Source organism: Mycobacterium persicum, from assembly GCF_002086915.1.
GTDB lineage: Bacteria > Actinomycetota > Actinomycetes > Mycobacteriales > Mycobacteriaceae > Mycobacterium > Mycobacterium persicum.
The window spans coordinates 1,555,847-1,579,030 of record NZ_MWQA01000001.1 but is presented as its reverse complement, the minus strand read 5'-3'; the positions used below and the strand labels follow the sequence as shown (position 1 = coordinate 1,579,030).

Annotated in this window: 22 protein-coding genes; 13 read left to right on the top strand and 9 right to left on the bottom strand. The window is 67.1% G+C overall.

What is annotated here, in order from left to right; genetic code table 11:
* Positions 1-31: 31 nt before the first annotated feature.
* Complete coding sequence (locus B4U45_RS07000; RefSeq protein ID WP_075545582.1) at positions 32-2,185, bottom strand: AAA family ATPase; 2,154 nt, start codon at positions 2,183-2,185, stop codon at positions 32-34.
* A gap of 101 nt (positions 2,186-2,286) precedes the next feature.
* On the opposite strand from B4U45_RS07000, the gene B4U45_RS06995 reads away from it, so the two are divergent.
* The 7 genes from B4U45_RS06995 to B4U45_RS06965 all read left to right on the top strand — a co-directional run bounded on the left by B4U45_RS06995 (position 2,287) and on the right by B4U45_RS06965 (position 8,103).
* The gene (locus tag B4U45_RS06995) at positions 2,287-2,856 is read left to right on the top strand and encodes a TIGR00730 family Rossman fold protein (protein WP_075545581.1); all 570 of its coding nucleotides are present in this window, start codon (positions 2,287-2,289) and stop codon (positions 2,854-2,856) included.
* Between the two features lie 52 nt (positions 2,857-2,908).
* Positions 2,909-4,690, top strand: coding sequence for a long-chain-acyl-CoA synthetase FadD6 (gene fadD6 / locus B4U45_RS06990; RefSeq protein ID WP_075545580.1), 1,782 nt, complete (start codon positions 2,909-2,911; stop codon positions 4,688-4,690).
* An 87-nt stretch (positions 4,691-4,777) separates the two neighbouring features.
* On the top strand, positions 4,778-5,674 hold the full coding sequence (folP, locus tag B4U45_RS06985; protein WP_371687251.1) for a dihydropteroate synthase: 897 nt from the start codon (positions 4,778-4,780) through the stop codon (positions 5,672-5,674).
* Entirely contained in the window at positions 5,671-6,660 is a 990-nt protein-coding gene (locus B4U45_RS06980; RefSeq protein ID WP_075545579.1) for a glucosyl-3-phosphoglycerate synthase, read from the top strand. Before folP ends, B4U45_RS06980 begins: the two co-directional genes overlap by 4 nt.
* A gap of 38 nt (positions 6,661-6,698) precedes the next feature.
* Positions 6,699-7,070, top strand: coding sequence for a DivIVA domain-containing protein (locus B4U45_RS06975; protein ID WP_075545578.1), 372 nt, complete (start codon positions 6,699-6,701; stop codon positions 7,068-7,070).
* Entirely contained in the window at positions 7,067-7,642 is a 576-nt protein-coding gene (locus B4U45_RS06970) for a DNA-3-methyladenine glycosylase I (protein WP_075545577.1), read from the top strand. Before B4U45_RS06975 ends, B4U45_RS06970 begins: the two co-directional genes overlap by 4 nt.
* A gap of 293 nt (positions 7,643-7,935) precedes the next feature.
* Positions 7,936-8,103 (top strand): DUF3117 domain-containing protein, encoded by a 168-nt coding sequence (locus B4U45_RS06965; RefSeq protein ID WP_011211259.1) that lies wholly within the window; start codon positions 7,936-7,938, stop codon positions 8,101-8,103.
* Positions 8,104-8,127: 24 nt separating this feature from the next.
* Here the strand turns inward: B4U45_RS06965 and glgA are convergent, their stop codons facing one another.
* The gene (gene glgA / locus B4U45_RS06960; RefSeq protein ID WP_075545576.1) at positions 8,128-9,291 is read right to left on the bottom strand and encodes a glycogen synthase; all 1,164 of its coding nucleotides are present in this window, start codon (positions 9,289-9,291) and stop codon (positions 8,128-8,130) included.
* 212 nt (positions 9,292-9,503) lie between these two features.
* Between glgA and glgC the strand changes: the two genes are divergently transcribed.
* Positions 9,504-10,718, top strand: coding sequence for a glucose-1-phosphate adenylyltransferase (glgC, locus tag B4U45_RS06955; RefSeq protein ID WP_075545575.1), 1,215 nt, complete (start codon positions 9,504-9,506; stop codon positions 10,716-10,718).
* 153 nt (positions 10,719-10,871) lie between these two features.
* Here glgC and B4U45_RS06950 read toward each other — a convergent pair whose 3' ends face one another.
* From B4U45_RS06950 to B4U45_RS06930, 5 genes are all read right to left on the bottom strand, one after another.
* Positions 10,872-12,551: a CocE/NonD family hydrolase gene (locus B4U45_RS06950; protein ID WP_075545574.1), complete on the bottom strand. Its 1,680-nt coding sequence runs from the start codon at positions 12,549-12,551 to the stop codon at positions 10,872-10,874.
* A gap of 62 nt (positions 12,552-12,613) precedes the next feature.
* A complete protein-coding gene (locus tag B4U45_RS06945) occupies positions 12,614-13,288 on the bottom strand; it encodes a methyltransferase family protein (RefSeq protein ID WP_075545573.1) in 675 nt (224 codons plus the stop codon).
* Between the two features lie 21 nt (positions 13,289-13,309).
* Positions 13,310-14,956 carry an ABC transporter permease gene (locus tag B4U45_RS06940; RefSeq protein WP_219859365.1) on the bottom strand — a complete coding sequence of 549 codons (1,647 nt, stop codon included), beginning with the start codon at positions 14,954-14,956 and terminating at the stop codon, positions 13,310-13,312.
* Positions 14,953-15,891, bottom strand: a complete 939-nt coding sequence (locus B4U45_RS06935) for an ABC transporter ATP-binding protein (RefSeq protein ID WP_075545571.1) — start codon at positions 15,889-15,891, stop codon at positions 14,953-14,955. Before B4U45_RS06935 ends, B4U45_RS06940 begins: the two co-directional genes overlap by 4 nt.
* Entirely contained in the window at positions 15,881-16,519 is a 639-nt protein-coding gene (locus B4U45_RS06930) for a TetR/AcrR family transcriptional regulator (protein ID WP_075545601.1), read from the bottom strand. The genes B4U45_RS06935 and B4U45_RS06930 overlap by 11 nt, the downstream gene beginning before the upstream one ends.
* A gap of 296 nt (positions 16,520-16,815) precedes the next feature.
* Between B4U45_RS06930 and B4U45_RS06925 the strand changes: the two genes are divergently transcribed.
* Positions 16,816-17,130, top strand: a complete 315-nt coding sequence (locus tag B4U45_RS06925) for a hypothetical protein (RefSeq protein ID WP_219859364.1) — start codon at positions 16,816-16,818, stop codon at positions 17,128-17,130.
* Positions 17,131-17,409: 279 nt separating this feature from the next.
* Here the strand turns inward: B4U45_RS06925 and B4U45_RS06920 are convergent, their stop codons facing one another.
* Complete coding sequence (locus B4U45_RS06920; protein WP_075545600.1) at positions 17,410-18,084, bottom strand: O-methyltransferase; 675 nt, start codon at positions 18,082-18,084, stop codon at positions 17,410-17,412.
* A gap of 225 nt (positions 18,085-18,309) precedes the next feature.
* On the opposite strand from B4U45_RS06920, the gene sigE reads away from it, so the two are divergent.
* The 4 genes from sigE (at position 18,310) to tatB (ending at position 21,804) form a co-directional block, all read left to right on the top strand.
* Entirely contained in the window at positions 18,310-19,083 is a 774-nt protein-coding gene (sigE, locus tag B4U45_RS06915) for an RNA polymerase sigma factor SigE (protein ID WP_075545569.1), read from the top strand.
* Between the two features lie 186 nt (positions 19,084-19,269).
* The gene (gene rseA, locus B4U45_RS06910) at positions 19,270-19,662 is read left to right on the top strand and encodes an anti-sigma E factor RseA (RefSeq protein ID WP_075545568.1); all 393 of its coding nucleotides are present in this window, start codon (positions 19,270-19,272) and stop codon (positions 19,660-19,662) included.
* A gap of 161 nt (positions 19,663-19,823) precedes the next feature.
* Complete coding sequence (gene htrA, locus B4U45_RS06905; protein WP_083156136.1) at positions 19,824-21,350, top strand: serine protease HtrA; 1,527 nt, start codon at positions 19,824-19,826, stop codon at positions 21,348-21,350.
* A gap of 52 nt (positions 21,351-21,402) precedes the next feature.
* Positions 21,403-21,804 (top strand): Sec-independent protein translocase protein TatB, encoded by a 402-nt coding sequence (gene tatB, locus B4U45_RS06900; protein ID WP_075545566.1) that lies wholly within the window; start codon positions 21,403-21,405, stop codon positions 21,802-21,804.
* Positions 21,805-21,812: 8 nt separating this feature from the next.
* Here tatB and B4U45_RS06895 read toward each other — a convergent pair whose 3' ends face one another.
* Positions 21,813-22,964 carry an Mrp/NBP35 family ATP-binding protein gene (locus B4U45_RS06895; RefSeq protein WP_075545565.1) on the bottom strand — a complete coding sequence of 384 codons (1,152 nt, stop codon included), beginning with the start codon at positions 22,962-22,964 and terminating at the stop codon, positions 21,813-21,815.
* Between the last annotated feature and the right edge of the window lie 220 nt (positions 22,965-23,184).

Here is a 23,184-nt window from a genome sequence, read left to right as displayed (position 1 = left end):
AACTGGAGCCGACGCCGCTCGGGGCCGAGAGTCACACCGAGCCCGACTGGCTCGCCACCGCGGCTGCTGCTGCGTCGGAAGCCGCGGCGGCCATCCCGATCGCGGCGAGCTCTTCGGCCACCGCGGTCAGCGCGGCGGCGTCGCCATCGGCGAGCGCGCGGGCCTGTTTGGCCACGAGATCGCCTACCGGGCAGTTGATTTCGGCGGCCAGTCGGGTCACCGGGACTACCGCCCGGATATCGCCGAGGCGAACCGCATCATGCCAGGCCCGAAGTGCCACCGTCGACTGCCCGCCACGCTCGGCGGTCCGGGCCGCCTCGCGGGCATCGGCGATGGCGCCGGCCTTGTCCCGGGCGGCCGCTTTGGTCCACGCGCGGGCCAGCATGAGTTCGGGTGCGAACAACGCTGATTTGGTACCGTGTCGGGTTTCGGCGCGCCGCAGCGCTTTCGCGGACTCGGCGATGCGGCCCTGCTGCGCGATGGCGGTGGCCAGTAGCATCAGCGACAGCGGACCCCAGGAATAGCCGCTGCGTTCCAGTGCGGCGGCAGCGGGCTCCAATAGCGATGCCGCAGCACCGAATTCGCCCTTGGTGAGCAGCACGTGTCCCAGCAGCACCTCACCGATGGCCCGACCGGGCTGCTGCAGCTCGGCAAAGTCGGTGAATTGCTGGGCCAGCGCCTGAGCGCGGGCGATATCACCCGCCATCAGTAGCGAGGTGATCTGAGCCAGGCCCACGGTGAACCGCAGCAGCCCGGGATGCTCGGCGGCCGACGCCCGTTGGGCCAGTGGCTCGACGTCGCGGAAGCGACCCATCCGAGCCGAGGACAGCGCGGCCGCGCTGGCCGCCCAGGCCACGGCCGTGTCGCCGGGGGACGGTTGGGACAACACCTTGCCGGCCAGCGTGATGGCCCGCGGCAGGTTGCCGGCGTTCATGGCGAATGTCGCCGTCAACGCGTCCAGCTCGGCCTGCGCGGTGGGCTCGGTGATCCGGTTTCGGGTCGTCTGCAGGAACGCCGTGGCCCGCTCCGGCTCGCCGAGCATCCAGAACTGGTTGGCCGCCCGCGGTACCGCCCACGCCCTCAGCTCCGCCTCGGACAGGCCGTCAGGATCCACTGCCGCCAGCACCGCGGCGGCTTCCCGGCCCCGTCCCTGCCAGCTCAGCGCCTGGGCTAGCACCAGTCGCGCGTCGAGGCCGGCCTGCCGATCCAGCGCCGCTCGGGCCAACCGCTCGGCAAGCCGCACGTCGCCCAGTCGCAGCGCCTGCTGCGCGGCGTCGACGACCTCGGTCACCGGCTGCGCGGCTTCGCTGTCCAGTGCGAGCGACGCCAGCCGCAGCCGGTCGCTGAGGTGTTCGGTCGGACGCCGCGATAGCAGCGCGACTATGTCGGTTCGGAGTCGTCGCGCCCCGTCGTGGCCCAGCGCCGCACGCGCGCGTTCGGCGAACAGCGGGTGCGCCGTGTAGACAACCGGGTCCTCGGCGTGTCCGCCGAGTACCCGGGTTTCCACCGCTCCCAGCTCCTCCGCTTGCTGCACGGCGCCGTCACCGGCGAGGTAGGTCAAGGCCGCGAGCGACAAGGGTTCCGCGATGGCGAGGTAATCCAGCACCGACCGCGCCGCGGCGGGCAGTTCGGCGATGAATTCGTCGACCTCGGCCGGTTCGGTCGCTCCGCCCGGCGGCTCGATGTCGATCCGGTCCAGCAAACCGTCGGTCCACAGCGCAGTGATGGCCTCGGGCGCGGCGGTGACACCCGCGCCGCGGGCGGTGACGATCATCCGGGCGGTGCCGGTCAGCGCCAACTGGTACACCAGGGTGGTCGACAGGATGTCCAGGTTGTGGGCGTCGTCGACGATGAGCAGCAAATTGCGTTGCTGATCGTCGCCGCTCAGCGATCCCCGGGCGGCCCGCAGTAAGGCGGCCGGCTTGCCGAGCTCGGCGATGTTCACCAGATGGCCGAAGGCGCCGAACGGCACCCCGCGTTCGGTCGGGGTGCCGATGACCCAGCGGATGAGGGTGGTCGGGTGCCGGCGGCAGAATTCTTCGGCAGCTAACCGGGCCAAGGTGGATTTGCCGACGCCATCGGGTCCGAGCACGACGGCCCCCCCGGTAGCCGATGCGTCACCCAGGGAAACGTCCAGCCGCTCCAGCGCGGCCGCATGTTGCGGGACGTTCCATCGAATGGGCACCGCTGGAATCTTATGGCGCTCGATATGAACTGGCGCAATGGTGGCCCAATTCTGGCTGCGTTCCGCCGCCCCCGAGCCGGCGTTGGTCTACGTTTCGGTATATGTGCCCAAGACTCGACTCAACCGAACGCGAGTGGGCGGTATGTGTCTACTGCGCGGCCGGACCGACGCACCCGGAATTGCTCGAACTCGCCGCGGAGCTCGGAGAGGCGATCGCCGACTCCGGCTGGACCCTGGTCTGGGGCGGCGGCAACCTTTCGGCCATGGGCGCTGTCGCCGGGGCGGCGCACGCGCGGGGCGGCCGGACCGTCGGCGTGATTCCCAAGTTGCTGATCCGCCGCGAACTGTCCGACGCTGACGCGGCCAACGAGCTGATCGTCACCGACACCATGCGGGAACGTAAGCACATCATGGAGGAACGCGCCGATGGATTCATCGTGCTCCCGGGTGGCTTAGGGACGTTGGATGAGCTTCTCGATGCCTGGACTACCGGCTATCTGGGTATGCACCGCAAACCGATCGTGATCCTCGACCCGTGGGGACACTACGACGGTCTGCTGGCGTGGCTGGCCGGATTGGTCGACACCGGTTACATCGCGCAGGTAGCAATGGAGCGGCTGATGGTGGTCGATAAGGTGGGCGCGGCGCTGGAGTTGTGCGCACCCGTATGACCGGGCATGGGCGTCGCGCCGGTCATTTCTCAGAAGCGAATCGAGGGAGAACGTGTCCGATCACCAGGGTGGCGCGCGCGCACGGGTCAAGCTCACCGACGTCGCAGCCCGGGTGCCCGGAGTGCTGGCCGACACCCCGTCGATCGTGCGGGGGGCGGTGACCGGTTTGCTGGCCCGGCCGACGTCCAAGGCATCGATCGGGAGCGTTTTCCAGGATCGGGCCGCCCGCTTCGGGGAGCGGGTCTTCGTGAAGTTCGGCGAACAGCAGTTGACCTATCGCGAGGCCAACGCGATCGCCAACCGGTACGCCGCGGTGCTGGCCGCCCGAGGCGTCGGGCCCGGCGACGTGGTCGGGATCATGCTGCGCAACTCGCCCAACACGGTGCTGGCGATGCTGGCCGTCGTCAAGTGTGGCGCCGTCGCCGGCATGCTCAACTACCATCAGCGCGGCGAGGTGCTCGCCCACAGCCTGGGCTTGTTGGACGCCAAGCTGTTGCTCGCCGAGTCGGACCTGGTCAGCGCCGTCAGCGAAAGCGGCGGCCCCGCCGGCGAGGTGGTGACCGTCGACGACCTGGAGCGCTTCGCCGCCACCGCGCCCGCCCACAACCCGGCTTCGGCAGCGGCGGTGCGAGCCAAGGACACGGCGTTCTACATTTTCACCTCGGGCACCACCGGCTTCCCCAAAGCCAGCGTGATGACTCACCACCGGTGGTTGCGGGCGCTGGCGGTGTTCGGCGGCATGGGGCTGCGGCTGAAGAGTTCCGACACGCTGTACAGCTGTCTGCCGCTGTACCACAACAACGCGCTGACGGTGGCGGTGTCGTCGGTGATCAATTCCGGGGCGACGTTGGCGCTGGGCGCATCGTTTTCGGCATCGCGGTTCTGGGACGAGGTGATCGCCAGCGGCGCCACCTCGTTCATCTACATCGGCGAGATCTGCCGTTATCTGCTCAACCAGCCGGCCAAATCGACCGACCGCGCGCACCGGGTGCGCGTGATCACCGGCAACGGCCTGCGGCCGGAGATCTGGGACGAGTTCACCGAGCGGTTCGGCATTGGCCGCGTCTGCGAGTTCTACGCTGCCAGCGAGGGGAACTCCGCTTTCATCAACATCTTCAACGTGCCCCGGACCACCGGCGTTTCGCCGATGCCGCTGGCCTATGTGGAATACGACCCGGACACCGGAGCCCCGCTGCGCGACGAGAGCGGCCGGGTACGCCGGGTGCCTCCCGGCGAGCCGGGCCTGTTGCTCAGCCCGGTCAACCGACTGCAGCCTTTCGACGGCTACACCGACCCGGCGGCCAGCGAAAAGAAGTTGGTGCGCAACGCTTTTCGTGACGGCGACTGCTGGTTCAACACCGGCGACGTGATGAGTCCGCAGGGCATGGGGCACGCGGCGTTCGTCGACCGGCTCGGCGACACCTTCCGGTGGAAGGGCGAAAATGTTGCCACCACGCAGGTGGAAGCGGCGCTGTCGGCCGACCCCGCGGTCGAGGAGTGCACGGTCTACGGCGTGGAGGTGCCCAACACCGGCGGCCGCGCCGGCATGGCCGCGATCAAGCTGCGCGACGGTGCCGAGTTCGACGGGCAGTCGCTGGCCCGGGCCGTCTATGGTCAGCTGCCGGGTTATGCCCTGCCGCTGTTCGTGCGGGTGGTCGAGTCGATGGCACACACCACGACCTTCAAGAGCCGCAAAGTGGAACTGCGCCAGCAGGCCTACGGCGCCGACGTGGACGACCCGCTGTACGTACTTGCCGGCCGCGCCGAGGGATATGTGCCGTACTACGCCGAGTACCCCGACGAAGTGGCGGCCGGCAAACGCCCCCGGGCGTAGCGGCGCTCGTCGAGCCTGCGTTGACGGCGTCGAAACTGCCCACAGTGCGCTTGCCAGCGCCGTCGAGTAGCGCTGAGCGCAGGCTCGATGGTCGGGCACTATGTAGACGTGCAGTCAACGCTGTGCGGCCGCCCAGTTGCCGCGGATCGTCCGCTGATCATGGCGATCGTCAACCGCACCCCGGATTCGTTCTACGACAAGGGTGCGACCTTCAGCGACGGAGCCGCCAGAGAAGCCGCCCACCGGGCCATCGAGGAGGGGGCCGACGTCATCGATGTCGGTGGCGTCAAAGCCGGTCCCGGACGAGACGTCGACGCCGACACCGAGATCGCCCGGCTGCTGCCCTTCGTCGAGTGGCTGCGTGACGCGTACCCGAACCAGCTGATCAGTGTCGACACCTGGCGCTCGGAGGTGGCCCGGCTGGCCTGTGCGGCCGGCGCCGATCTGATCAACGACACCTGGGGGGGTGTAGACCCCGCGATATCCGAGGTGGCAGCCGAATTCGGCGCGGGCCTGGTGTGTGCCCATACCGGGGGAGCGCTGCCGCGCACCCGTCCGTTCCGGGTGAGTTACGGTACGAGCGCCCGCGGTGTCGTGGACGACGTCATTCGTGAGGTCACCGCCGCGGCCGAGCGAGCGGTCGCAGCGGGAGTAGCCCGCGATCGGGTGCTGATCGACCCGGCACACGACTTCGGGAAGAACACCTTCCACGGGCTGATGCTGTTGCGCCACGTGGACGATCTTGTTAAGACCGGGTGGCCGGTGCTCATGGCTTTGAGCAACAAGGACTTTATCGGGGAGACTCTGGGGGTGGACGTGACCCAACGCCTCGAGGGAACGCTGGCAGCCACCGCGTTGGCAGCGGCTGCCGGAGCGCGCATGTTTCGGGTGCACCAGGTCGCGGCCACCAGGCGGGTGCTGGAGATGGTGGCCTCCATCCAGGGGACGCGACCTCCGATGCGGACGGTGAGGGGACTCGCATGACGGCATCGGAATTGGTGGCAGGCGACCTCACTCATGACGCGGTCCTGGCGGCGAAACCCGGTGACACCTGGTTGTCGGACCGCAGCTGGAACCGTCCCCGCTGGACGATCGGCGAACTGGTGGCGGCCAAGGCGGGGCGGACGATCTCGGTGGTGCTGCCGGCGCTCAACGAGGAAGAAACCATCGAGTCGGTGATCGACAGCATCTCACCGCTGGTCCACGGCTCGTCAGGCCTGGTCGACGAACTGATCGTGCTGGATTCCGGCTCCACCGACGACACCGAGATCCGTGCCATCGCCGCTGGCGCCCGCGTCGTCAGCCGCGAACAGGCGCTGCCCGAGGTTCCGACGCGCCCGGGCAAGGGGGAGGCGCTGTGGCGCTCGCTGGCCGCCACCAGGGGCGACATCGTGGTGTTCGTCGACTCCGACCTGGTCAACCCGCACCCGATGTTCGTTCCGTGGCTGGTCGGCCCGCTGCTCACCCGCGACGGTATTCACCTGGTCAAAAGCTTTTACCGGCGTCCGCTCACCGTCAGCGATGCCGGCGGCAGTGCGGGAGCCACCGGTGGCGGTCGGGTCACCGAGCTGGTGGCGCGACCGCTGTTGGCGGCGCTGCGGCCCGAGCTGGGCGGCGTGCTGCAGCCGCTGGGCGGCGAGTACGCGGCCAGCCGGGAGCTGTTGACGTCCCTGCCGTTCGCCCCCGGCTACGGCGTGGAGATCGGTCTGTTGGTCGACACTTTCGACCGGCTGGGCCTGGACGCGATCGCACAGGTCAACCTTGGCGTGCGGGCCCACCGCAACCGGCCGCTGGCCGAGCTGGGCGCGATGAGCCGCCAGGTCATCGCTACCTTGCTGTCTCGGTGCGGAATCCCCGATTCCGGGGTTGGGTTGACCCAGTTCTTCGCCGTCGGCGACGGCTATACCGAGCACACCTGGCCGGTCTCGCTGGCCGACCGGCCGCCGATGAAAGTGCTGAGACCCCGCTGAACACTGGATTGTCGGCCGCTTAGGGCAAGATCGACGACGTGGCATTGGTATTGCTGTACCTGGTGGTGCTGGTCCTGGTGGCAGTCGTGTTGTTCGGCGCGGCAAGCCTGCTGTTCGGGCGCGGCGAGCAGTTGCCGCCGCTGCCGCGGGCGACGACGGCGACGGTGCTGCCCGCGTCCGGCATCACCGCGGCCGACGTCGAGGCGGTCAAGTTCACGCAGGTGCTGCGCGGCTACAAGACCAGCGAGGTCGACTGGGTGCTGGACCGGCTCGGCCGCGAGTTGGATGCGTTGCGCGGCCAGCTGGCGGCCGTCCACGGATCGCCCGACGGTGCAGCCGAGGCCCGGCTGCCGAGCGCCGAGGCAGCTGACGTGGACGCCGTCGCGTACGACCGTCCCAACCCGACGTGAGCGACGACGGCTTGGTGCGTTGCGGCTGGGCGGTGGTTCGCGCCGGGCCGGACGCCGAGCTTTACCGCAACTACCACGACCAGGAGTGGGGTCGCCCCCTGTACGGCGGGGCGGCATTGTTCGAGCGGATGAGCTTGGAGGCCTTCCAAAGCGGCCTGTCGTGGTTGACCATCTTGAGGAAACGGGAGAACTTTCGGCGCGCGTTTTCCGGGTTCGACATCGAGGTGGTCGCCGGCTACGCCGACACGGATGTGCAGCGATTGCTGGCAGACGCGGCGATTGTGCGCAACCGCGCCAAGATCGAGGCGACGATCGCCAACGCGCGGGCTGCTGCCGAGCTCGGGTCAGCGCAGGGCCTGTCGGACCTGCTGTGGTCGTTCGCCCCGCCGCCCAAGCGGCGGCCGGCAACCCTATCCGAAATCCCTTCAGCCACTGCGGAATCCACGGCCATGGCGCGCGAACTGAAACGGCGTGGGTTTCGCTTCGTTGGGCCCACCACGGCCTACGCGCTGATGCAGGCCACCGGGATGGTGGACGATCACGTCCGCACGTGCTGGGTGCCTCCCCGGTGAGTGCGGCGCGCCGCCGGGCGATTGTGGGCGGCAAAAGTCCTCGTCTCAGAGGTGTTGCAGGCATCCGCTGAGCCCGGGCGGGCAAAATCCCGCCGGGGACCGGCAAGCGGGTTTGACAGCCCTGCGCGGCCACAGAACCGGGTCTTGTGCACCTGGTGAACCGGAATAGGGAACAATGGAGTGGTGATTTGGCAGTTCAATGTCGGGTACGGCTGGGAATCCACTTACGGGGCATGCTCGGCGCCGACCAGGTCCGCGAGCGCGGGCCAGCTCGAATCTGGAGGGAGCACTCGATGGCGGCGATGAAGCCCCGGACCGGCGACGGTCCTCTGGAAGCAACCAAAGAGGGGCGCGGCATCGTGATGCGGGTACCACTCGAGGGTGGCGGCCGTCTCGTCGTGGAGCTGACACCCGACGAGGCCGCGGCACTCGGTGACGAACTAAAGAGCGTTACCAGCTGAATCAGCTCCGGGGCGGGTGGTGCGTCACTGGCAGACCTTCCGGTAGATGTCCAGCGTCTGCCCGGCGATGTGCGCCCAGGAGAACTCTTCGATGCAGCGCTGACGTCCGGCCTGTCCGTAACCCTTCGCTGTGGCAGGGTCGGCGACGAGCGCATTGACCGCTTCGGCCAACCTTGCTTCATAACCGCCCGGGTCATCGGGGTTGTAATGCACCAGGGACCCGGTGACCCCGTCGGCGACCACCTCAGGCACTCCTCCAACGTCGGAGGCCACTACCGCGGTTGCGCAGGCCATTGCCTCCAGGTTGACGATACCCAACGGCTCGTACACCGAAGCGCATACGAAAACCATTGCAGCAGAGAGTATTTCGCGTAGTTTCCCGATCGGGAGGATGTCGCGCACCCAGAACACGCCGGTGCGGGTACGGGCTAGTTGGGCCACCGCGGACCGCACCTCATCGGCGATCCCGGGGGTGTCGGGAGCCCCTGCACACAGCACCAGCTGAATATCTGGGCTGAACTGGTGGGCCGCCGCCAGCAAATGCGGAACGCCTTTTTGCCGGGTGATCCGGCCGACGAACGCCACAATCGGCCGGTTTGGATCGACTCCGAGTTCTGCCAGTACCGACCCGGTGCGCACCGGTCCGGCCGGGTACCACACGTCGGTGTCGATCCCGTTGCGGATCACATGCACCACACCCGGGTCCAGCGTCGGATAGATGCGCAGTAGGTCGTCGCGCATACCGGCGCTGACGGCGATCACGGCGTCTGCGGCGAGCACCGCGGTGTTCTCCACCCATGACGAGACCTGGTAGCCGCCGCCTAGCTGCTCGGCCTTCCACGGCCGCATCGGCTCGAGCGAGTGTGCGGTCAACACATGCGGGATGTCGTAAAGCAGCGCGGCCAAATGGCCCGCCAGACCGGTGTACCAGGTATGTGAATGCACGACGGTGGCCGCACTCGCGGCGTTGGCCATCACCAGGTCCGCGGACAGGGTCGACAGTGCGGCGTTGGCGTTGCGCAGCCGCGGGTCGGGCTGATGTGTAATGGCTCCCGGGCGAGGTGCGCCCATGCAATGCACGTCGACTGCACACAAACGCCGCAGTTGGGATACCAGTTCGGTGACATGTACCCCGGCGCCGCCGTAGACCTCCGGTGGGTATTCCCGAGTCATCATCGCTACCCGCATACGCAGCACCGTAGTTCGGCGACGAGGCGGCCCGCATTGCGGGCAGCTGAGGAGCCGGACGGATGGGTGGTGTCGGCGACGAGGCGGCCCGCATTGCGGGCAGCTGAGGAGCCGGACGGACCCGCCAATTATCTTGGCCAGCAGCCCGTCACAACGGCGGCTAGACGGGATGCCCCTGGCAGCGGTTCGCAGGTGCCGATAGGTTTGAGGCCATGAGGGAAGCGCCACACGTGCTGGGCGTCGTTTTGGCCGGCGGTGAGGGCAAGCGGCTTTACCCGTTGACGGCGGACCGGGCCAAACCCGCGGTTCCCTTCGGGGGCGCTTACCGGTTGATCGATTTCGTGCTTTCCAATCTCGTCAATGCGCGATACCTGAGGATCTGCGTTCTCACCCAATACAAGTCACATTCGCTGGACCGTCACATTTCGCAGAACTGGCGGTTGTCGGGTTTGGCCGGTGAGTACATCACCCCGGTGCCGGCGCAGCAGCGTCTGGGTCCGCGCTGGTACACCGGCTCCGCCGACGCGATCTACCAGTCGCTCAATCTCATCTACGACGAAGATCCCGACTACTTGGTGGTTTTCGGGGCCGATCACGTGTACCGGATGGATCCGGAACAGATGGTCCGGTTCCACATCGACAGCGGTGCCGGCGCTACGGTGGCCGGCATCCGGGTCCCGCGTTCCGGTGCCAGCGCGTTCGGCTGCATTGACGCCGATGACTCCGGATGCATCCGCAGCTTCCTCGAGAAGCCGTTGGACCCCCCCGCCACCCCCGATGACCCCACCAGCACGTTCGTCTCGATGGGCAACTACGTGTTCACCACCAAGGTGCTGATCGACGCAATTCGCGCCGACGCCGAGGATGATCACTCGGATCACGACATGGGCGGGGACATCATCCCGCGGCTGGTGGCGGACGGGATGGCGGCGGTGTACGACTTTTCCGACAATGACGTGCCGGGTGCCACCGACCGGGACCGGGCTTACTGGCGTGACGTCGGGACGCTGGATGCGTTCTACGACGCCCATATGGATCTGGTGTCGGTGCACCCGGTGTTCAACCTGTACAACCGGCGCTGGCCCATCCGGGGTGAGTCGGAGAACCTGGCGCCGGCGAAATTTGTCAACGGAGGTTCGGCGCAGGAGTCGGTGGTCGGTGCCGGCAGCATCATTTCGGCGGCCTCGGTGCGCAACTCGGTGTTGTCGTCCAATGTCGTTGTCGACGACGGCGCCATCGTGGAGGGCAGTGTGATCATGCCCGGCACCCGGGTCGGCCGTGGCGCGGTGGTACGCCACGCGATCCTGGACAAGAACGTCGTCGTGGGGCCCGGTGAGATGGTGGGGGTGGACCTGGACCGAGACCGGGAAAGGTTCGCGGTCAGCGCCGGCGGCGTGGTCGCGGTGGGCAAGGGCGTCTGGATCTGAAGCGTGTCGAACGATACCGGTGAGTGGTCAGCCGCCGATCAGCGTCCGATCATGCTTGGTGGCCGCGTTCATCACACCCGGTACGGTTTCCAGTGGTTTGGTAGCGGCGCGGTGCAGGCCAGGGCGCTGCCGGCTTGCCCGGCCGTGATGCGGTCAAGGGATTTCTGGGACCAATAGGTGGGCGTCGTAGCGCGGGCCCCAGCGCAGCGTGATGCGACTGCGCGGCGAGTCCGGATAGGCGGCCGGGAATTGACCCGTGAGCGGGTTGCGCGGGGATAACCATCGACCGGCGATCACCAGGCGCAGTTGCTCTCCGGCACGAAACAACGTCGCCGACGGACCGAGGGCGACATCAACCGCGACCACCTCGCCCGGGGTAGCCGGCCGCGCCCGGACGCACGCCGGGACCGGCTGCCAGGGCCGGGAGGCTTCGGGGTCCAGCTCGCGCAGCGCGACCCGCTGCCAGCCGGTGGTGACCCGGTCGCGGCCCCAGCCGTAGGACCCTTCGAATCCGACGAACCGCCCGTCGCGCCACTTCTCCACGCCAACGAACAGGTTCGCGTCTTGGCCGCCGTCCAGTTGCACCCAGAGCCGGGCCGCCATAGGACCGGTCAGTTCGATGTCGAATGGCACTGTCCAGTTGAAACATGCTGCGCGCGAATGTGTTTCGAATGTAATGCTGCCGGCTTTCGGCGGCCTTTCGGGCGTCAGCATTCCAGCGGCGGCGAGATACATTGGCCGCCAACGGGTGCGGGCGAGGGGCCATTCGGCCTCCTCGCGTACCGCGGCGACGGTGTCGCGATCCTCGCGAACCTCGAGGCGAACACTGCGCGACGGTGGTGCTCCGTCGAGCACGTCGCGGAAGAACTCGAGTTGCTCGGCCAACGCGGGCTCCGAGTAGAACGTTTCCCACTTGCCACCGCGATGCGTATAGAGCCGGGCGTGCCGGGAGCCGGCATCGGTGAACGCCCGGATAGAGCCGCGACTGTGCAGGTTGTTGTCGGAGAAGCTGCCGCAGACCAACATCGGCACCGTGATCGCCGATAGATCGGGAACGATTGCGCGCCATTCCTCGTCGCGCAACGGATGATCGGTCTGCATCTGCTCCAGGTCGTAGGCCTGCCGGGTACGACGCACGTTGCGTGACCAAAACCGGGTGAAGCCGACCTCGCGAATTCCGCCGGGAAACGCCAGGTCATGGTAGGCATCGGTGAATCCTTCCCACGGGCAGATGGCCCGCAGTGCCGGTGGTTGCAGGGCGGCGCCGGCGTACTGGCTGATGGCCAGGTAGGACACTCCGAGCATGACCACCCGGCCGTCACTCCAGGGCTGGTCGGCGACCCACTGCACCAGGTCGTAGGTGTCTTCGGCTTCCCGGGCGGAGAGCAGCCTCCCCGTGCCGTTAGAGCGACCGCAGCCGCGCGAGTCGGCATTGACCACGGTGAACCCTTGTGCGGTCCACCAGCCGGGGTCCGGCGCCTCCCAACCGGTCAGGGCGGAGAATCTCACCGGCTTGGGTTGGCGCAGCACCCGGTATAGCCGAGGGACGGTCCAGCGCTTGCGCCGCCTGGTCGGCAGATCGTCCTTGCCGTAGGGATGGATGCTGACGATGACCGGTCGGGGGGCCCCGCCGGATCGCCGGAAAACGTTGACCCGCAATACGGTCCCGTCGCGGGTAATGACGTCGACGTCACGCTCGACGAGGACGTCGGCCGGGGGATCGGTAACGGTGACCGGGGGTTTGACGATTCCGCGAATCCGGGTGAATGCGTACCGAAGAGCGCCCGGCCGTCGCCACGGCCGGTCCAGGGCGGGTGTCGGATCTCTGGCCACGCCGTTACCTTAGAACGTGCTGGCTTGGCAGCAAACGAATTTCGCCACTCCGACCCGACTTGCTACCAGACGTGGGGCAGTAGCCGATAGCGCACCCGCTGCATGTAGTCGCGATATCCATCCAGCTCCGCGGCTAGTGCCCTCTCCTCGTCCAGAATGCGGAAAACGAGGACGAGCGTCCCCGGGATGACACCCAGCAGCCCCCAATAGGAGCCGAGCGCAAGCGGCATGCCCACCATCAAGATCACGTTGCCGACGTACATCGGGTGCCGCACGAACCGGTAGAAACCGCTGGACACCACCTTCTGGCCCGCCTCCACCGTCACCGTCGCGGCGGCGTAACTGTTCTGGACGACCACCAGCATGGCGATTGCGAGTCCGGTCGCGACGAGTAGGTCGCCGACCACGCATACCACCATCGGCACAGCCGACCAACCGAATCGATGGTCTAGCACGCTGAGCACCATGATGCCGATGACGCCGACGAACGCGCCCACGATGATGAATTTTTGGGCAGTTCTGGTTTCCGCGCGTGGTCCCGCGTGCATGCGCCGCTGCAGCGCGGCCGGGTTTGTCCGGGCCAGGTAGATGCTGGGCACGATCGTTGCAACGGTGAATACGGCGATGAAAACCCATGCTTGCCAATAGTTGAAAGTACCCGCAGGGTAAAACAGCAAGAATCCGAACACAACCAGACCGGCCAGCCCAGAGATCACGGCCCGCAGACCAGTTTTCATTTCCCCTCCCGATGTTATCGGCTAATTCCGCATATCACGCCGTTGAAAAGCCATGGCACCCAACGTGATCAATCCCGCATCTATAGCCAGCAGCCACAGCAGTGGCTCGGTGTTGAAGTCGCTGCCGCCAACTCGCGGAGTGTGTGCGAAAGGTTCCAAGTCCAGCACCCATTGCGGGAACCCCGACAACGAACCAAGCAGGTACAACGCGACGAAGCTGACCAGCACGCCCCACGCCACCGGGGCGAACCGCGGTGCCACACCGAACAATGTGATGGTCACCGCGGACAGCAGCCAGACGCCCGGCAGCTGGACCGCCGCGGTGGCGACAGCGGTGGTCAGCTTGCCGCCGAGGTCGCCGGCGGCGGCGCCGTAGGAAAGGCCGGTGACCACGCCGGAGAGCAGTATCGCCGCTGCGGGCGCGGCCAGCGCGATCACCAAATGGCTTGCCAGTAACCGAATCCGGGACACCGATCCGGCGAGCACGGTCTCGGCGCGCTGGGCGAGTTCCTCCTGGTGCAGGCGTAGCGACACCGAGACGGCGAACGCGGCGGAGATCATGCCCAGCATGGTGAAGCCCACCGCGACAAAGGCCTGCTCCAGCACGCTGGTGCCGCCCAACCGTGCGACGATGTCTCGTACTGCGGTGCCACTGCCCAACTCCTGTCCGATGCCGTGTACCACGCTGCCGATCAACAGCCCGTAGAGCACCAGCCCCACGGTCCAGACCAGCAGCGCGCCGCGGTCAAGCCGCCACGCCAGCCCGAAGACGTTGCCCAGCCAGGGTGCGGCGGTGGCGGGGCCGGCGCGTTCGGCGATGAGCCCGGCGCCGACGTCGCGGCCCGCGAGCAGCCGATAGGCCACCACGGGCAGCGCGGCGGCCGTCGCCCGATGCAGGAGCAACACCCACCAGCGATCCCCCGCATAGGGCCTGACCTGAAGTGACCATCCCAGCGGGGAAAACCAGGACAGCGCACCCGATCCCGCGTCACCGACAGCCCGAAGCGCGAACATCGTGCCGAGCACGGCGAACGCGATACCCCGGGTCACTCGGGCGCTGGGCGATAGCTGCGCGGCGACGGCGGCCACGGCGGTGAACACCAACCCCGCCCCGGCCGGGGCCGCGCCAAAGGCCAGCGACCCGGACGGTCCCCCCTTGGGGGTCAGCACCCCCGCCGCACCGATAGCACCGGTAGCGATCGATGCCGAAAACGACAGCACCAGTGCCGCACTGAGACTCGCGTAGCGGCCGACTGAGGTGGACTCGATCAGCTCGGCACGGCCGGTCTCCTCGTCGGCCCGGGTATGGCGGATCACGGTGAGGATGACCGCCACCGCGATGAGGGTGTGAAACATCCCGGCTTTCCAGATGCCGACGGCGCCGAGACTGTCGTTGTAGACCTGACCATAGAGCGCTCGCTGGGCCGGGCTGGCCGCGATCGAGGCCACGAACCCGGCACGATCCTGCGGGGCGGGGTAGACCTTTTCGATACTGCTGACGTACACGGTGGCCAGCGGCACCGAGAGCAGCGACACCCAGAGTGGCAACACCACTCGGTCGCGACGCAGGTAAAGCCGCAGTAGTCCGCGGGTGCCGGTGAAAGCCGAGCCGCGTGGCGGTGCAGATTGTGGTTCGGGCCGTGGACGATTCAGCGTTGCGGTGCTCATGTCGCCGATACCTCCTGGGTGTGTTCGCCGACGTGCGGACCGACGCTGTAGTGGCGCAGGAAGAGTTCCTCGAGCGAAGGTGGTTGGCTGACCAGACTGCGCACCCCTGCGTCACCGAGCACCCGGACCAGTTCGCCCAGGCTTTCGATGTCGACCTGGGCCCGCACGGTGGTGCCCTCGACCGTGACGTCCTCGACGCCCTTAATCCTGGTGAGATCGCCCGGGTCGCCGATCATTTCGGCCTTGATCGAGGTTCGGCTGAGGTGGCGCATGGATTCCAGTGAGCCGCTCTCGACGGTCTTGCCGGCCTGAATGATGGTGACCCGTTCGCACAGGGCTTCCGTTTCGGCCAGAATATGGCTGGAGAGCAGGATGGTGACCCCACGGCCGCGTGCTTCCTTGACACATTGCTGAAAGACGTTTTCCATCAACGGGTCCAACCCGCTGGAGGGTTCGTCCAGCAGCAGCAGCCTGGCGCGTGACGAAAATGCCGAAATCAGGGACACCTTCTGGCGGTTGCCTTTCGAGTAGGTGCGTACCTTCTTGCGCGGGTCGAACTCGAAGCGCTCGATCAAGTCCGCGCGAAGGTTCTCGTCGATACCGCCCCGCATCCGAGCCAGCAGATCGATCGTCTCGCCACCAGTCAACGTCGGCCACAACGTGACATCGCCTGGAACATAGGCAATTTGGCGATGCAACTGAACTGCGTCGGCCCAGGGATCGCGACCCAGCAGCCGCACACTGCCGCCGTCGGCTTTCGCCAGGCCTAACAGAATCCGGATGGTGGTCGACTTCCCGGCGCCATTGGGTCCGAGAAATCCGTGCACCTCGCCTTCGTGCACGGTGAGGTCAAGGCCGTCGAGCGCACGCACCACCCCGAACTTCTTGATCAGCCCTCGAATATCGATGAGGGCCGAGGCGTTGTCACTGGACATCGGATTCTCCTTGCTTCTCTTCGGCGAGGAAGGCCTCGTACATGGAGCGATCAGTCAGCAGGCCCTCGGTGTAGACCTCCAGCGCCGGCAGTACCATGTCGCGCGTGTAATCACGGAGTACCGCACGCAGATCGGTTGGGGTTGCATGCATTTGCAGGTACAACAGAAAGCCGCCGCCCCCGGTGATGGCCAGGTACTTGGCCCTGGCCTGCGGGTCGCGGCTGGGTTTGACGGTGCCGGCACGCACTCCTTCCTCGAGGTAGTCTTCTGTATTGTCGATCATCTTCTGCCACAACGTCTTTGCCAATTCACCGCCGGATTGCATGCTGCGCACCAGGTAGGCCATCAGGGGCGCGTAGGACTCGACTTGGGCGAGCTGGCCCAGCCAGGTGGCCGGGTCGTTGGATTGCATCGCCGTCGACTTTTCGCTGCGGATCTCTTCGGCGACGTAGTCGTCGCAGGCCTTGCGCAGACCATCCTTGGAGCCGAAGTGGTGGATGACCAGGGCGGCGCTGACTTCCGCGGCTTCGGCGATGGTTCGCAGGCCAACGTCGAAACCGTGCTGACCAAACTGCTCGATCGCCGCATCCCTGATGCGGGCCGCCGCAGTCAAGTCGACTGAACGCATGTTCAGCACATTAAACGACTGTTCAGTCCAAAGTCAAGGCAGTGGGCCTTTTGCGTCTGCAGACCGCGGTTCAGTTCTGCAAGACCCGGACGCCGCCCCATGCGTCTCGGCCCGCCGAGTGGCCAACCGGCGCGGTGAGCCGACGAGATGCCCTGACCTTCCTTAGGTGATGTCGGCGTCAACACGTCAGTGCGATTACCCGATTTGGGATCGGTAGCGGCGCCGCCGGTGTGTACTTGGGCGCAACAAAGAACACGCTCCCTGAGGATGGGCGCGGACATGGAAAGGAAATCGATATGGTCAGCGCGGTCAAGCGGACGTTCGTCGGTGTTCTGATTTCAGGCGTCGGCGCGGTCGCCACCTTGTGGCTCGCCGCCTTGGGGCCGGGCGCCGCGACTGCGCAAGCCGATGTTCGGTGCGACCCGGTCTGCCATGGCACCTGGTGTCCGGGAGACCCAGTTGATTTTCGGGTTCGAGACCTGGCGACTGGCTGGGACATGAACACCTGCCACGAATACCACCAGGTATCGGGCCAGCCAGGGGTCTATGCCGAAGGCCCGCTTGCCCCGGGCACCTTTGTCTGCCCGCCGATTTCGTTCATGTGCCCCTGACCGTTGGCCGGTACGCCTCGCTGGATTATCGGCCTGAACAGTGAAGCGCAGGGCGTCGAGGGGCGGGTAGGGAACCGCTGGACGCGCAAGGTCTCGTTGGTCATCTGGTGTTCTGAGGCAATCGCGTTAACGGCCACCTTTGCCGGAATCTGATTCGGCTATGAGGAGTTTGAGGATCTGTCCCGCCAGCCCGGGCCGATCCCTGCGGCGGGCACGGGTGGGTGCACCGGGGACGACCACCTCGAGCGGCGCAGAAGCTGGAGAAGCACCTTTCTCGCCTTAATCCCGGACGGCGGCCAGCACACCGTCACCCAGCGGCACCAGTGCCGGGGTGAGCCGTTCGTCCTCGGCGATCAGTCGGGCCGCCTCCCGGACCGCGGTCACCTCGGCGTCGCGTGCCGCCGGATCACCGGCCCGTCCGCCCAGCGCTGCCCGGTGCACCACGATGACCCCGCCGGGTCGCAGCAACCGCACACCCTCGACCACATAATCCGGCTGGTCGACCGGGTCGGCGTCGACGAACACCAGGTCATAGGCTTCGTCGGCGAGTCGGGTCAGCACCTCTTGGGCACGCCCACCGATCAGTCTGGTGCGCGACGGTCCGATTCCCGCCTCGTGGAAGGCCTGCTTGGCGAGCCGTAGGTGTTCGGGCTCGATATCGATCGTGGTCAGCACGCCGTCACTGCTCATGCCGGACAGCAACCACAGTCCGCTGACACCGGCTCCGGTACCCACCTCGGCGACCGCCTTGCCGCCGCTGAGCTTGGCCAGCAGGCTCAGCAGGGCGCCGACCGCGGGACTCACCGCTCCGGCGCCGATGTCCATGGCCCGCTCACGGGCGCTGGTCAGGATCGCGTCTTCAGATATCGACCCCTCGGCGTGCGCAGACATCAGTTCGGCTCGACTGGGGGTCTGCGGGCCGTGGGCGACCGAGCTGTCACCGGTGCCGTCCATGTCGGCAGCGTATGCCGGATCTGCGAGGCCGTCGGGCAGGCGCGCCCGATGGCCGGACCTGAGCCAGCACATCACAGCCGCTGCGGACACGCCCGGGATGCGTGGCGCGATCAAGGTCAACCCGCCGCCGAAAAGCCCAGGAAAATCCAGGTAACGGATTGGTTTCTCAGCTAAAGCTCAGTTTGCTCATATACCGCCCACACGCCGGTGCGCGACGGTATCGGTATGGAACGAGGCGGACGCTGGGCGGGGAATACGGGGTGGCAACTGCGCGTTGCCGGAAACGAGCTGCCACCGCTTGAAGGCAGGGATAGCAGGGGAATTCCGGAGGGACACGACATCGCCACTTTGAGCACGACCACCATGTCTCACCCCCAACACATCCGCGACGACGAGTGGGTCGAACCGTCCGACGGGTTGCTTGGTACTGCGGTATTCGACGCGACCGGGGACAAGGCCACAATGCCGTCGTGGGATGAGTTGGTACGTCAGCACGCCGACCGGGTGTACCGGCTGGCCTATCGGCTCTCGGGCAACCAGCACGATGCCGAGGACTTGACGCAAGAAACGTTCATCAGGGTTTTCCGGTCGGTCCAGAACTACCAGCCGGGGACCTTCGAGGGCTGGTTGCACCGCATCACCACCAACCTGTTTCTCGACATGGTCCGCCGCCGGACCCGCATCCGGATGGAGGCGTTGCCCGAGGATTACGACCGGGTGCCCGCCGACGACCCCAACCCCGAGCAGATCTATCACGACGCACGTCTGGGGCCCGATTTACAGGCTGCCCTCGATTCGCTGCCGCCGGAGTTCCGTGCCGCGGTGGTGTTGTGCGATATCGAAGGTCTGTCCTACGAGGAGATCGGTGCCACCCTCGGGGTCAAGCTCGGCACCGTGCGTAGCCGGATCCATCGTGGACGCCAGGCGTTGCGCGACTATCTTGCCGCCCATCCCGAACACGGCGAGGCTTACGCACGACCGGCCAGGACAGGCGGTTAAGACAGGCGCCAGCAAGCCAACCATCGGTTTGGCCACCGCATGGTTGCCAACTGGTCCCAAATCCTCGGGTTTTACTCGATGATGATGGTTATCCGGCACCGAGCCGCGCTACATTCGAAATACCCAAGTGGGAAAAGGCTAGCCACAGCCCGAAAATGGCTCTCATGCGCAGGGAAGGAGCTGGCGATGGCCGACCGGGGACATGTGTTTCGGCGCGCGTTCTCCTGGCTTCCCACCCAGTTCGCTTCGCAAAGCGATGCGCCGGTCGGTGCGCCGCGTCGGTTCCGGTCCACCGAGCACCTCTCCATCGAGGCCATTGCCGCGTTTGTCGATGGTGAGCTGACAATGAACGCCCACTTGCGCGCGGCGCATCACCTGTCGCTGTGCCCGCAGTGCGCTGCCGAAGTAGACGACCACAGCCGGGCTCGTGCCGCGCTACGCGACTCGCGCCCGATCCGCATCCCCAGCACGCTGCTCGGGTTGCTGTCCGAAATCCCCCATCAGCCGTCCGACGACGCGACGCCGCTGCCGGAACCCTTCGCGCAGCGCGATGTCCGTGGCCAGCGGAAGCGTCGCTAACTTGGTTGGCTGCACCCCGAAATGAAAGCCGGCCGGCTGCTGGCTTCAGCCATCAGAAATGTCACGGATACTAGGGTGGACACCGATAACGCCGCGTCCGGTAGGGCGGGCCGTCGTGGTCCGTGTCGCCGACGCTCAGCAGAGAACCAGAAGAGGATCACGTGACCTCCGACCAAGGCAAAAACAGTGGCAGTACCGGTGTGGGGGACGGCGGCCCCCGCCTGGCGCCGCGTCCCGTCTTTCGGCCACCGGTTGATTCCGCATCGCGTCAAGCGTTCGGGCGACCATCGGGGGTGCGGGGTTCGTTTGTGGCGGAGCGGGTGCGTCCGTCGAAGTACCAGGACCAGGCCGAGTTCCGAGCGCACGAGCAACCAGCCGACCCGGTGCTGGAGGAAGCCTTCAGCCGGCCACCCGGCGGCGTCGACTCGCTGCAACGCCACCCCATCGACGCCGGGGCGCTGGCCGCCGAAAAGGACGGCCAACGGGACGAGCCCGACGATCCGTGGCGCGATCCCGCCGCGGCGGCCGCGCTGGGAACCCCGGCACTGACCCCACCGCCACCGCACAGCACGCTCGGCCAGCGGGGCAAGCTCGGCGTACGCGATGTGCTGTTCGGCGGCAAGGTGTCGTATCTGGCGCTGGCTGTGCTGGCGGTCTTGGCGCTGGTGATCGGGTTGATCGGCGGCGTGATCGGTCGCAAGACCGCCGAAGTCGTCGAGGCGTTCACGACGTCCAAGGTGACGTTGTCCACCAGCGGCAACGCCGAGGAGCCGGCCGGCCGGTTCACCAAGGTGGCCGCGGCGGTGGCCGACTCGGTCGTGACCATCGAGTCCAAGAGCGACCAGGAGGGCATGCAGGGTTCCGGCGTCATCATCGACGGTCGCGGCTACATCGTCACCAACAACCACGTGATCTCCGAGGCCGCCAACAACCCCAGCCAGTTCAAGACGACCGTGGTGTTCAACGACGGCAAGGAGGTGCCGGCCAGCCTGGTGGGCCGCGACCCCAAGACCGACCTGGCCGTGCTGAAGGTCGACAACGTCGACAACCTGACAGTGGCCCGGCTCGGTGATTCCGGCAAGGTGCGGGTCGGCGACGAGGTGCTGGCCGCCGGAGCGCCGCTGGGACTGCGCAGCACCGTGACGCATGGCATCATCAGCGCGCTGCACCGCCCGGTCCCGCTATCGGGCGAGGGTTCGGACACCGATACGGTGATCGACGCGCTGCAGACCGACGCCTCGATCAACCACGGCAACTCCGGTGGTCCGCTGATCGACATGGATTCGCAGGTGATCGGCATCAACACCGCCGGTAAGTCGCTCTCCGACAGCGCCAGCGGACTGGGCTTCGCCATTCCGGTCAACGAGATGAAGGTGGTCGCCCAAACGCTGATCAAAGACGGAAAGATCGTTCACCCGACGCTGGGTATCAGCACCCGTTCGGTGAGCAACGCGATCGCATCGGGTGCGCAGGTGGCCAACGTGAAGGCCGGAAGCCCCGCTCAGAAGGGCGGAATTCTGGAAAACGACGTGATCGTCAAGATCGGCGACCGTAAGGTGGCCGACTCCGATGAGTTCGTCGTCGCCGTGCGGCAGCTGACCATCGGGCAGGACGCGCCGGTGGAGGTGGTCCGCGAGGGTCGCCACGTCACGCTGACGGTCAAGCCCGAACCCGATACCAGCTCGTGATGATCGCAAGCGCGGCGCAGCCGGGCGCAGCGGGTCATCACCATCCGACCTGATGTTCGCCAACGTCGGCTGGGGGGAGATGCTCGTACTCGTCGTGGTCGGGCTGGTGGTGCTGGGCCCGGAACGGCTCCCCGGCGCGATCCGCTGGACTGCGGGCGCGCTGCGTCAGGCTCGGGAATACCTCAGCGGCGTGACCAATCAGCTGCGCGAGGACATGGGGCCCGAATTCGACGACCTTCGCGGGCACATCAGCGAGCTGCAAAAGCTGCGCGGCATGACGCCGCGCGCCGCACTGACCAAGCACCTGCTTGACGGCGACGATTCCTTCTTCACCGGCAACTTCGACCAACCGGTCGCCGCGAATCCGGCGCAGCCGACCCACCCGCCGCCCGGGACGGAACGGCCCGTTCCCGACGAGCCCGCACGTCCTCCGTTCGACTCCGACGCGACCTGAACGGCCGCTCAGCGCCGGGTCGGGTCGAGCCCCAGCGACATGCCGGCCAGTCCGCGGCGCCGTGCCGCCAGACCCTCGGCAATGTTGAGCAGCTCCTTACCCACCGCCGAATCCGGCGCACTCAAGACCAGCGGCACGCCCGCATCGCCGGCGGCCACCAGCGCCGGGTCCAGCGGGATCCGACCCAGCAGCGGCACGTCGGCACCGACCGCGCGGGTCAGCCGCTCAGCCACCTGCTGACCTCCGCCCTCGCCGAACACCTGCAGCGTGCTGCCGTCCGGCAGCGTGAGCCCGGACATGTTTTCGACGACGCCGACGATCCGCTGACGGGTCTGCAGGGCAATGCTGCCGGCCCGTTCGGCCACTTCGGCGGCGGCCAGCTGCGGCGTGGTCACTACCAGGATCTCGGCGTTGGGAATCAGCTGAGCCACCGATATGGCGACATCGCCGGTCCCGGGCGGCAGGTCGAGCAGCAGCATGTCCAGATCACCCCAGTAGACGTCGGCCAGGAACTGCTGCAGCGCCCGGTGCAGCATCGGCCCGCGCCATACCACCGGCGTGTTGCCCTCGGTGAATTGCGCGATCGAGATGACCCGCACCTCATGGGCGATGGGCGGCAGGATCATCGACTCGACCTGCGTGGGTCGGTCGGTGGTACCCATCATCCGCGGAATGGAATGGCCGTGAATGTCGGCGTCCAGCACGCCGACCGACAGGCCACGGGCGGCCATCGCCGCGGCCAGGTTGACCGTGACGGTGGACTTGCCGACGCCGCCCTTGCCGGAGGCGACGGCATAGACCCGGGTCAAGGAGCTGGGCTGGGCGAACGGGATGACCGGTTCCCGCGCGTCGCCGCGGAGCTGCTTGCGCAACTCGGTGCGCTGCTCGTCGCTCATGACATCCAGGCTGACCCGGACGGCTCCGGTGCCGGGAACGTCGGACACCGCCCGGGCGACACGCTCGGTGATTTCCGACTTCTTCGGGCAGGCCGCGGTGGTCAGGTAGATACCGATATGGACCTCGCCCTGCGGGCTGACGTCGACACCCTTGACCATTCCGAGTTCGGTGATGGGTCGTCGTAGTTCGGGGTCGATCACTTTCGCCAGCGCAGCGCGAACTGCGGCGGTCAGGTCGGCGGCGTCGTCTCGAGTTTGGGACATCACGCCGAGTTTATGCGGCGGCGGCTCGGACCGAGCGGGCGGTCGACGGGTCAGCTCACCGGAGTGAGCACCGGCCCGCCGGGCACGGGCGTAGTCGGCGCAGGTGCGGGCGAGGGCCCGGCCGGCTTCGGCGAAGCCGAGCCGGACGGTGCCGGGGCAGCCGGCGGTGGCGGGGCTAGGGCAGCCGGTGGTGCTGGCTGGCCCGGGTCTCCGGGGGGCG

What these genes read in the sequence shown, in the direction of transcription:
- B4U45_RS06945 (WP_075545573.1), bottom strand. Translation starts at nt 13,288, where the DNA reads ATGAAAACTGGTCTGCGGGCCGTGATCTCTGGGCTGGCCGGTCTGGTT.
- tatB (WP_075545566.1), top strand. Translation starts at nt 21,403, where the DNA reads ATGTTCGCCAACGTCGGCTGGGGGGAGATGCTCGTACTCGTCGTGGTC.
- B4U45_RS06925 (WP_219859364.1), top strand. Translation starts at nt 16,816, where the DNA reads ATGGTCAGCGCGGTCAAGCGGACGTTCGTCGGTGTTCTGATTTCAGGC.
- B4U45_RS06930 (WP_075545601.1), bottom strand. Translation starts at nt 16,519, where the DNA reads ATGCGTTCAGTCGACTTGACTGCGGCGGCCCGCATCAGGGATGCGGCG.
- glgA (WP_075545576.1), bottom strand. Translation starts at nt 9,291, where the DNA reads ATGCGGGTAGCGATGATGACTCGGGAATACCCACCGGAGGTCTACGGC.
- B4U45_RS06935 (WP_075545571.1), bottom strand. Translation starts at nt 15,891, where the DNA reads ATGTCCAGTGACAACGCCTCGGCCCTCATCGATATTCGAGGGCTGATC.
- B4U45_RS06920 (WP_075545600.1), bottom strand. Translation starts at nt 18,084, where the DNA reads ATGGACGGCACCGGTGACAGCTCGGTCGCCCACGGCCCGCAGACCCCC.
- B4U45_RS06965 (WP_011211259.1), top strand. Translation starts at nt 7,936, where the DNA reads ATGGCGGCGATGAAGCCCCGGACCGGCGACGGTCCTCTGGAAGCAACC.
- B4U45_RS06940 (WP_219859365.1), bottom strand. Translation starts at nt 14,956, where the DNA reads ATGAGCACCGCAACGCTGAATCGTCCACGGCCCGAACCACAATCTGCA.
- B4U45_RS06980 (WP_075545579.1), top strand. Translation starts at nt 5,671, where the DNA reads ATGACGGCATCGGAATTGGTGGCAGGCGACCTCACTCATGACGCGGTC.
- rseA (WP_075545568.1), top strand. Translation starts at nt 19,270, where the DNA reads ATGGCCGACCGGGGACATGTGTTTCGGCGCGCGTTCTCCTGGCTTCCC.
- B4U45_RS06895 (WP_075545565.1), bottom strand. Translation starts at nt 22,964, where the DNA reads ATGTCCCAAACTCGAGACGACGCCGCCGACCTGACCGCCGCAGTTCGC.
- glgC (WP_075545575.1), top strand. Translation starts at nt 9,504, where the DNA reads ATGAGGGAAGCGCCACACGTGCTGGGCGTCGTTTTGGCCGGCGGTGAG.
- folP (WP_371687251.1), top strand. Translation starts at nt 4,778, where the DNA reads ATGGTCGGGCACTATGTAGACGTGCAGTCAACGCTGTGCGGCCGCCCA.
- sigE (WP_075545569.1), top strand. Translation starts at nt 18,310, where the DNA reads ATGGAACGAGGCGGACGCTGGGCGGGGAATACGGGGTGGCAACTGCGC.
- B4U45_RS06995 (WP_075545581.1), top strand. Translation starts at nt 2,287, where the DNA reads ATGTGCCCAAGACTCGACTCAACCGAACGCGAGTGGGCGGTATGTGTC.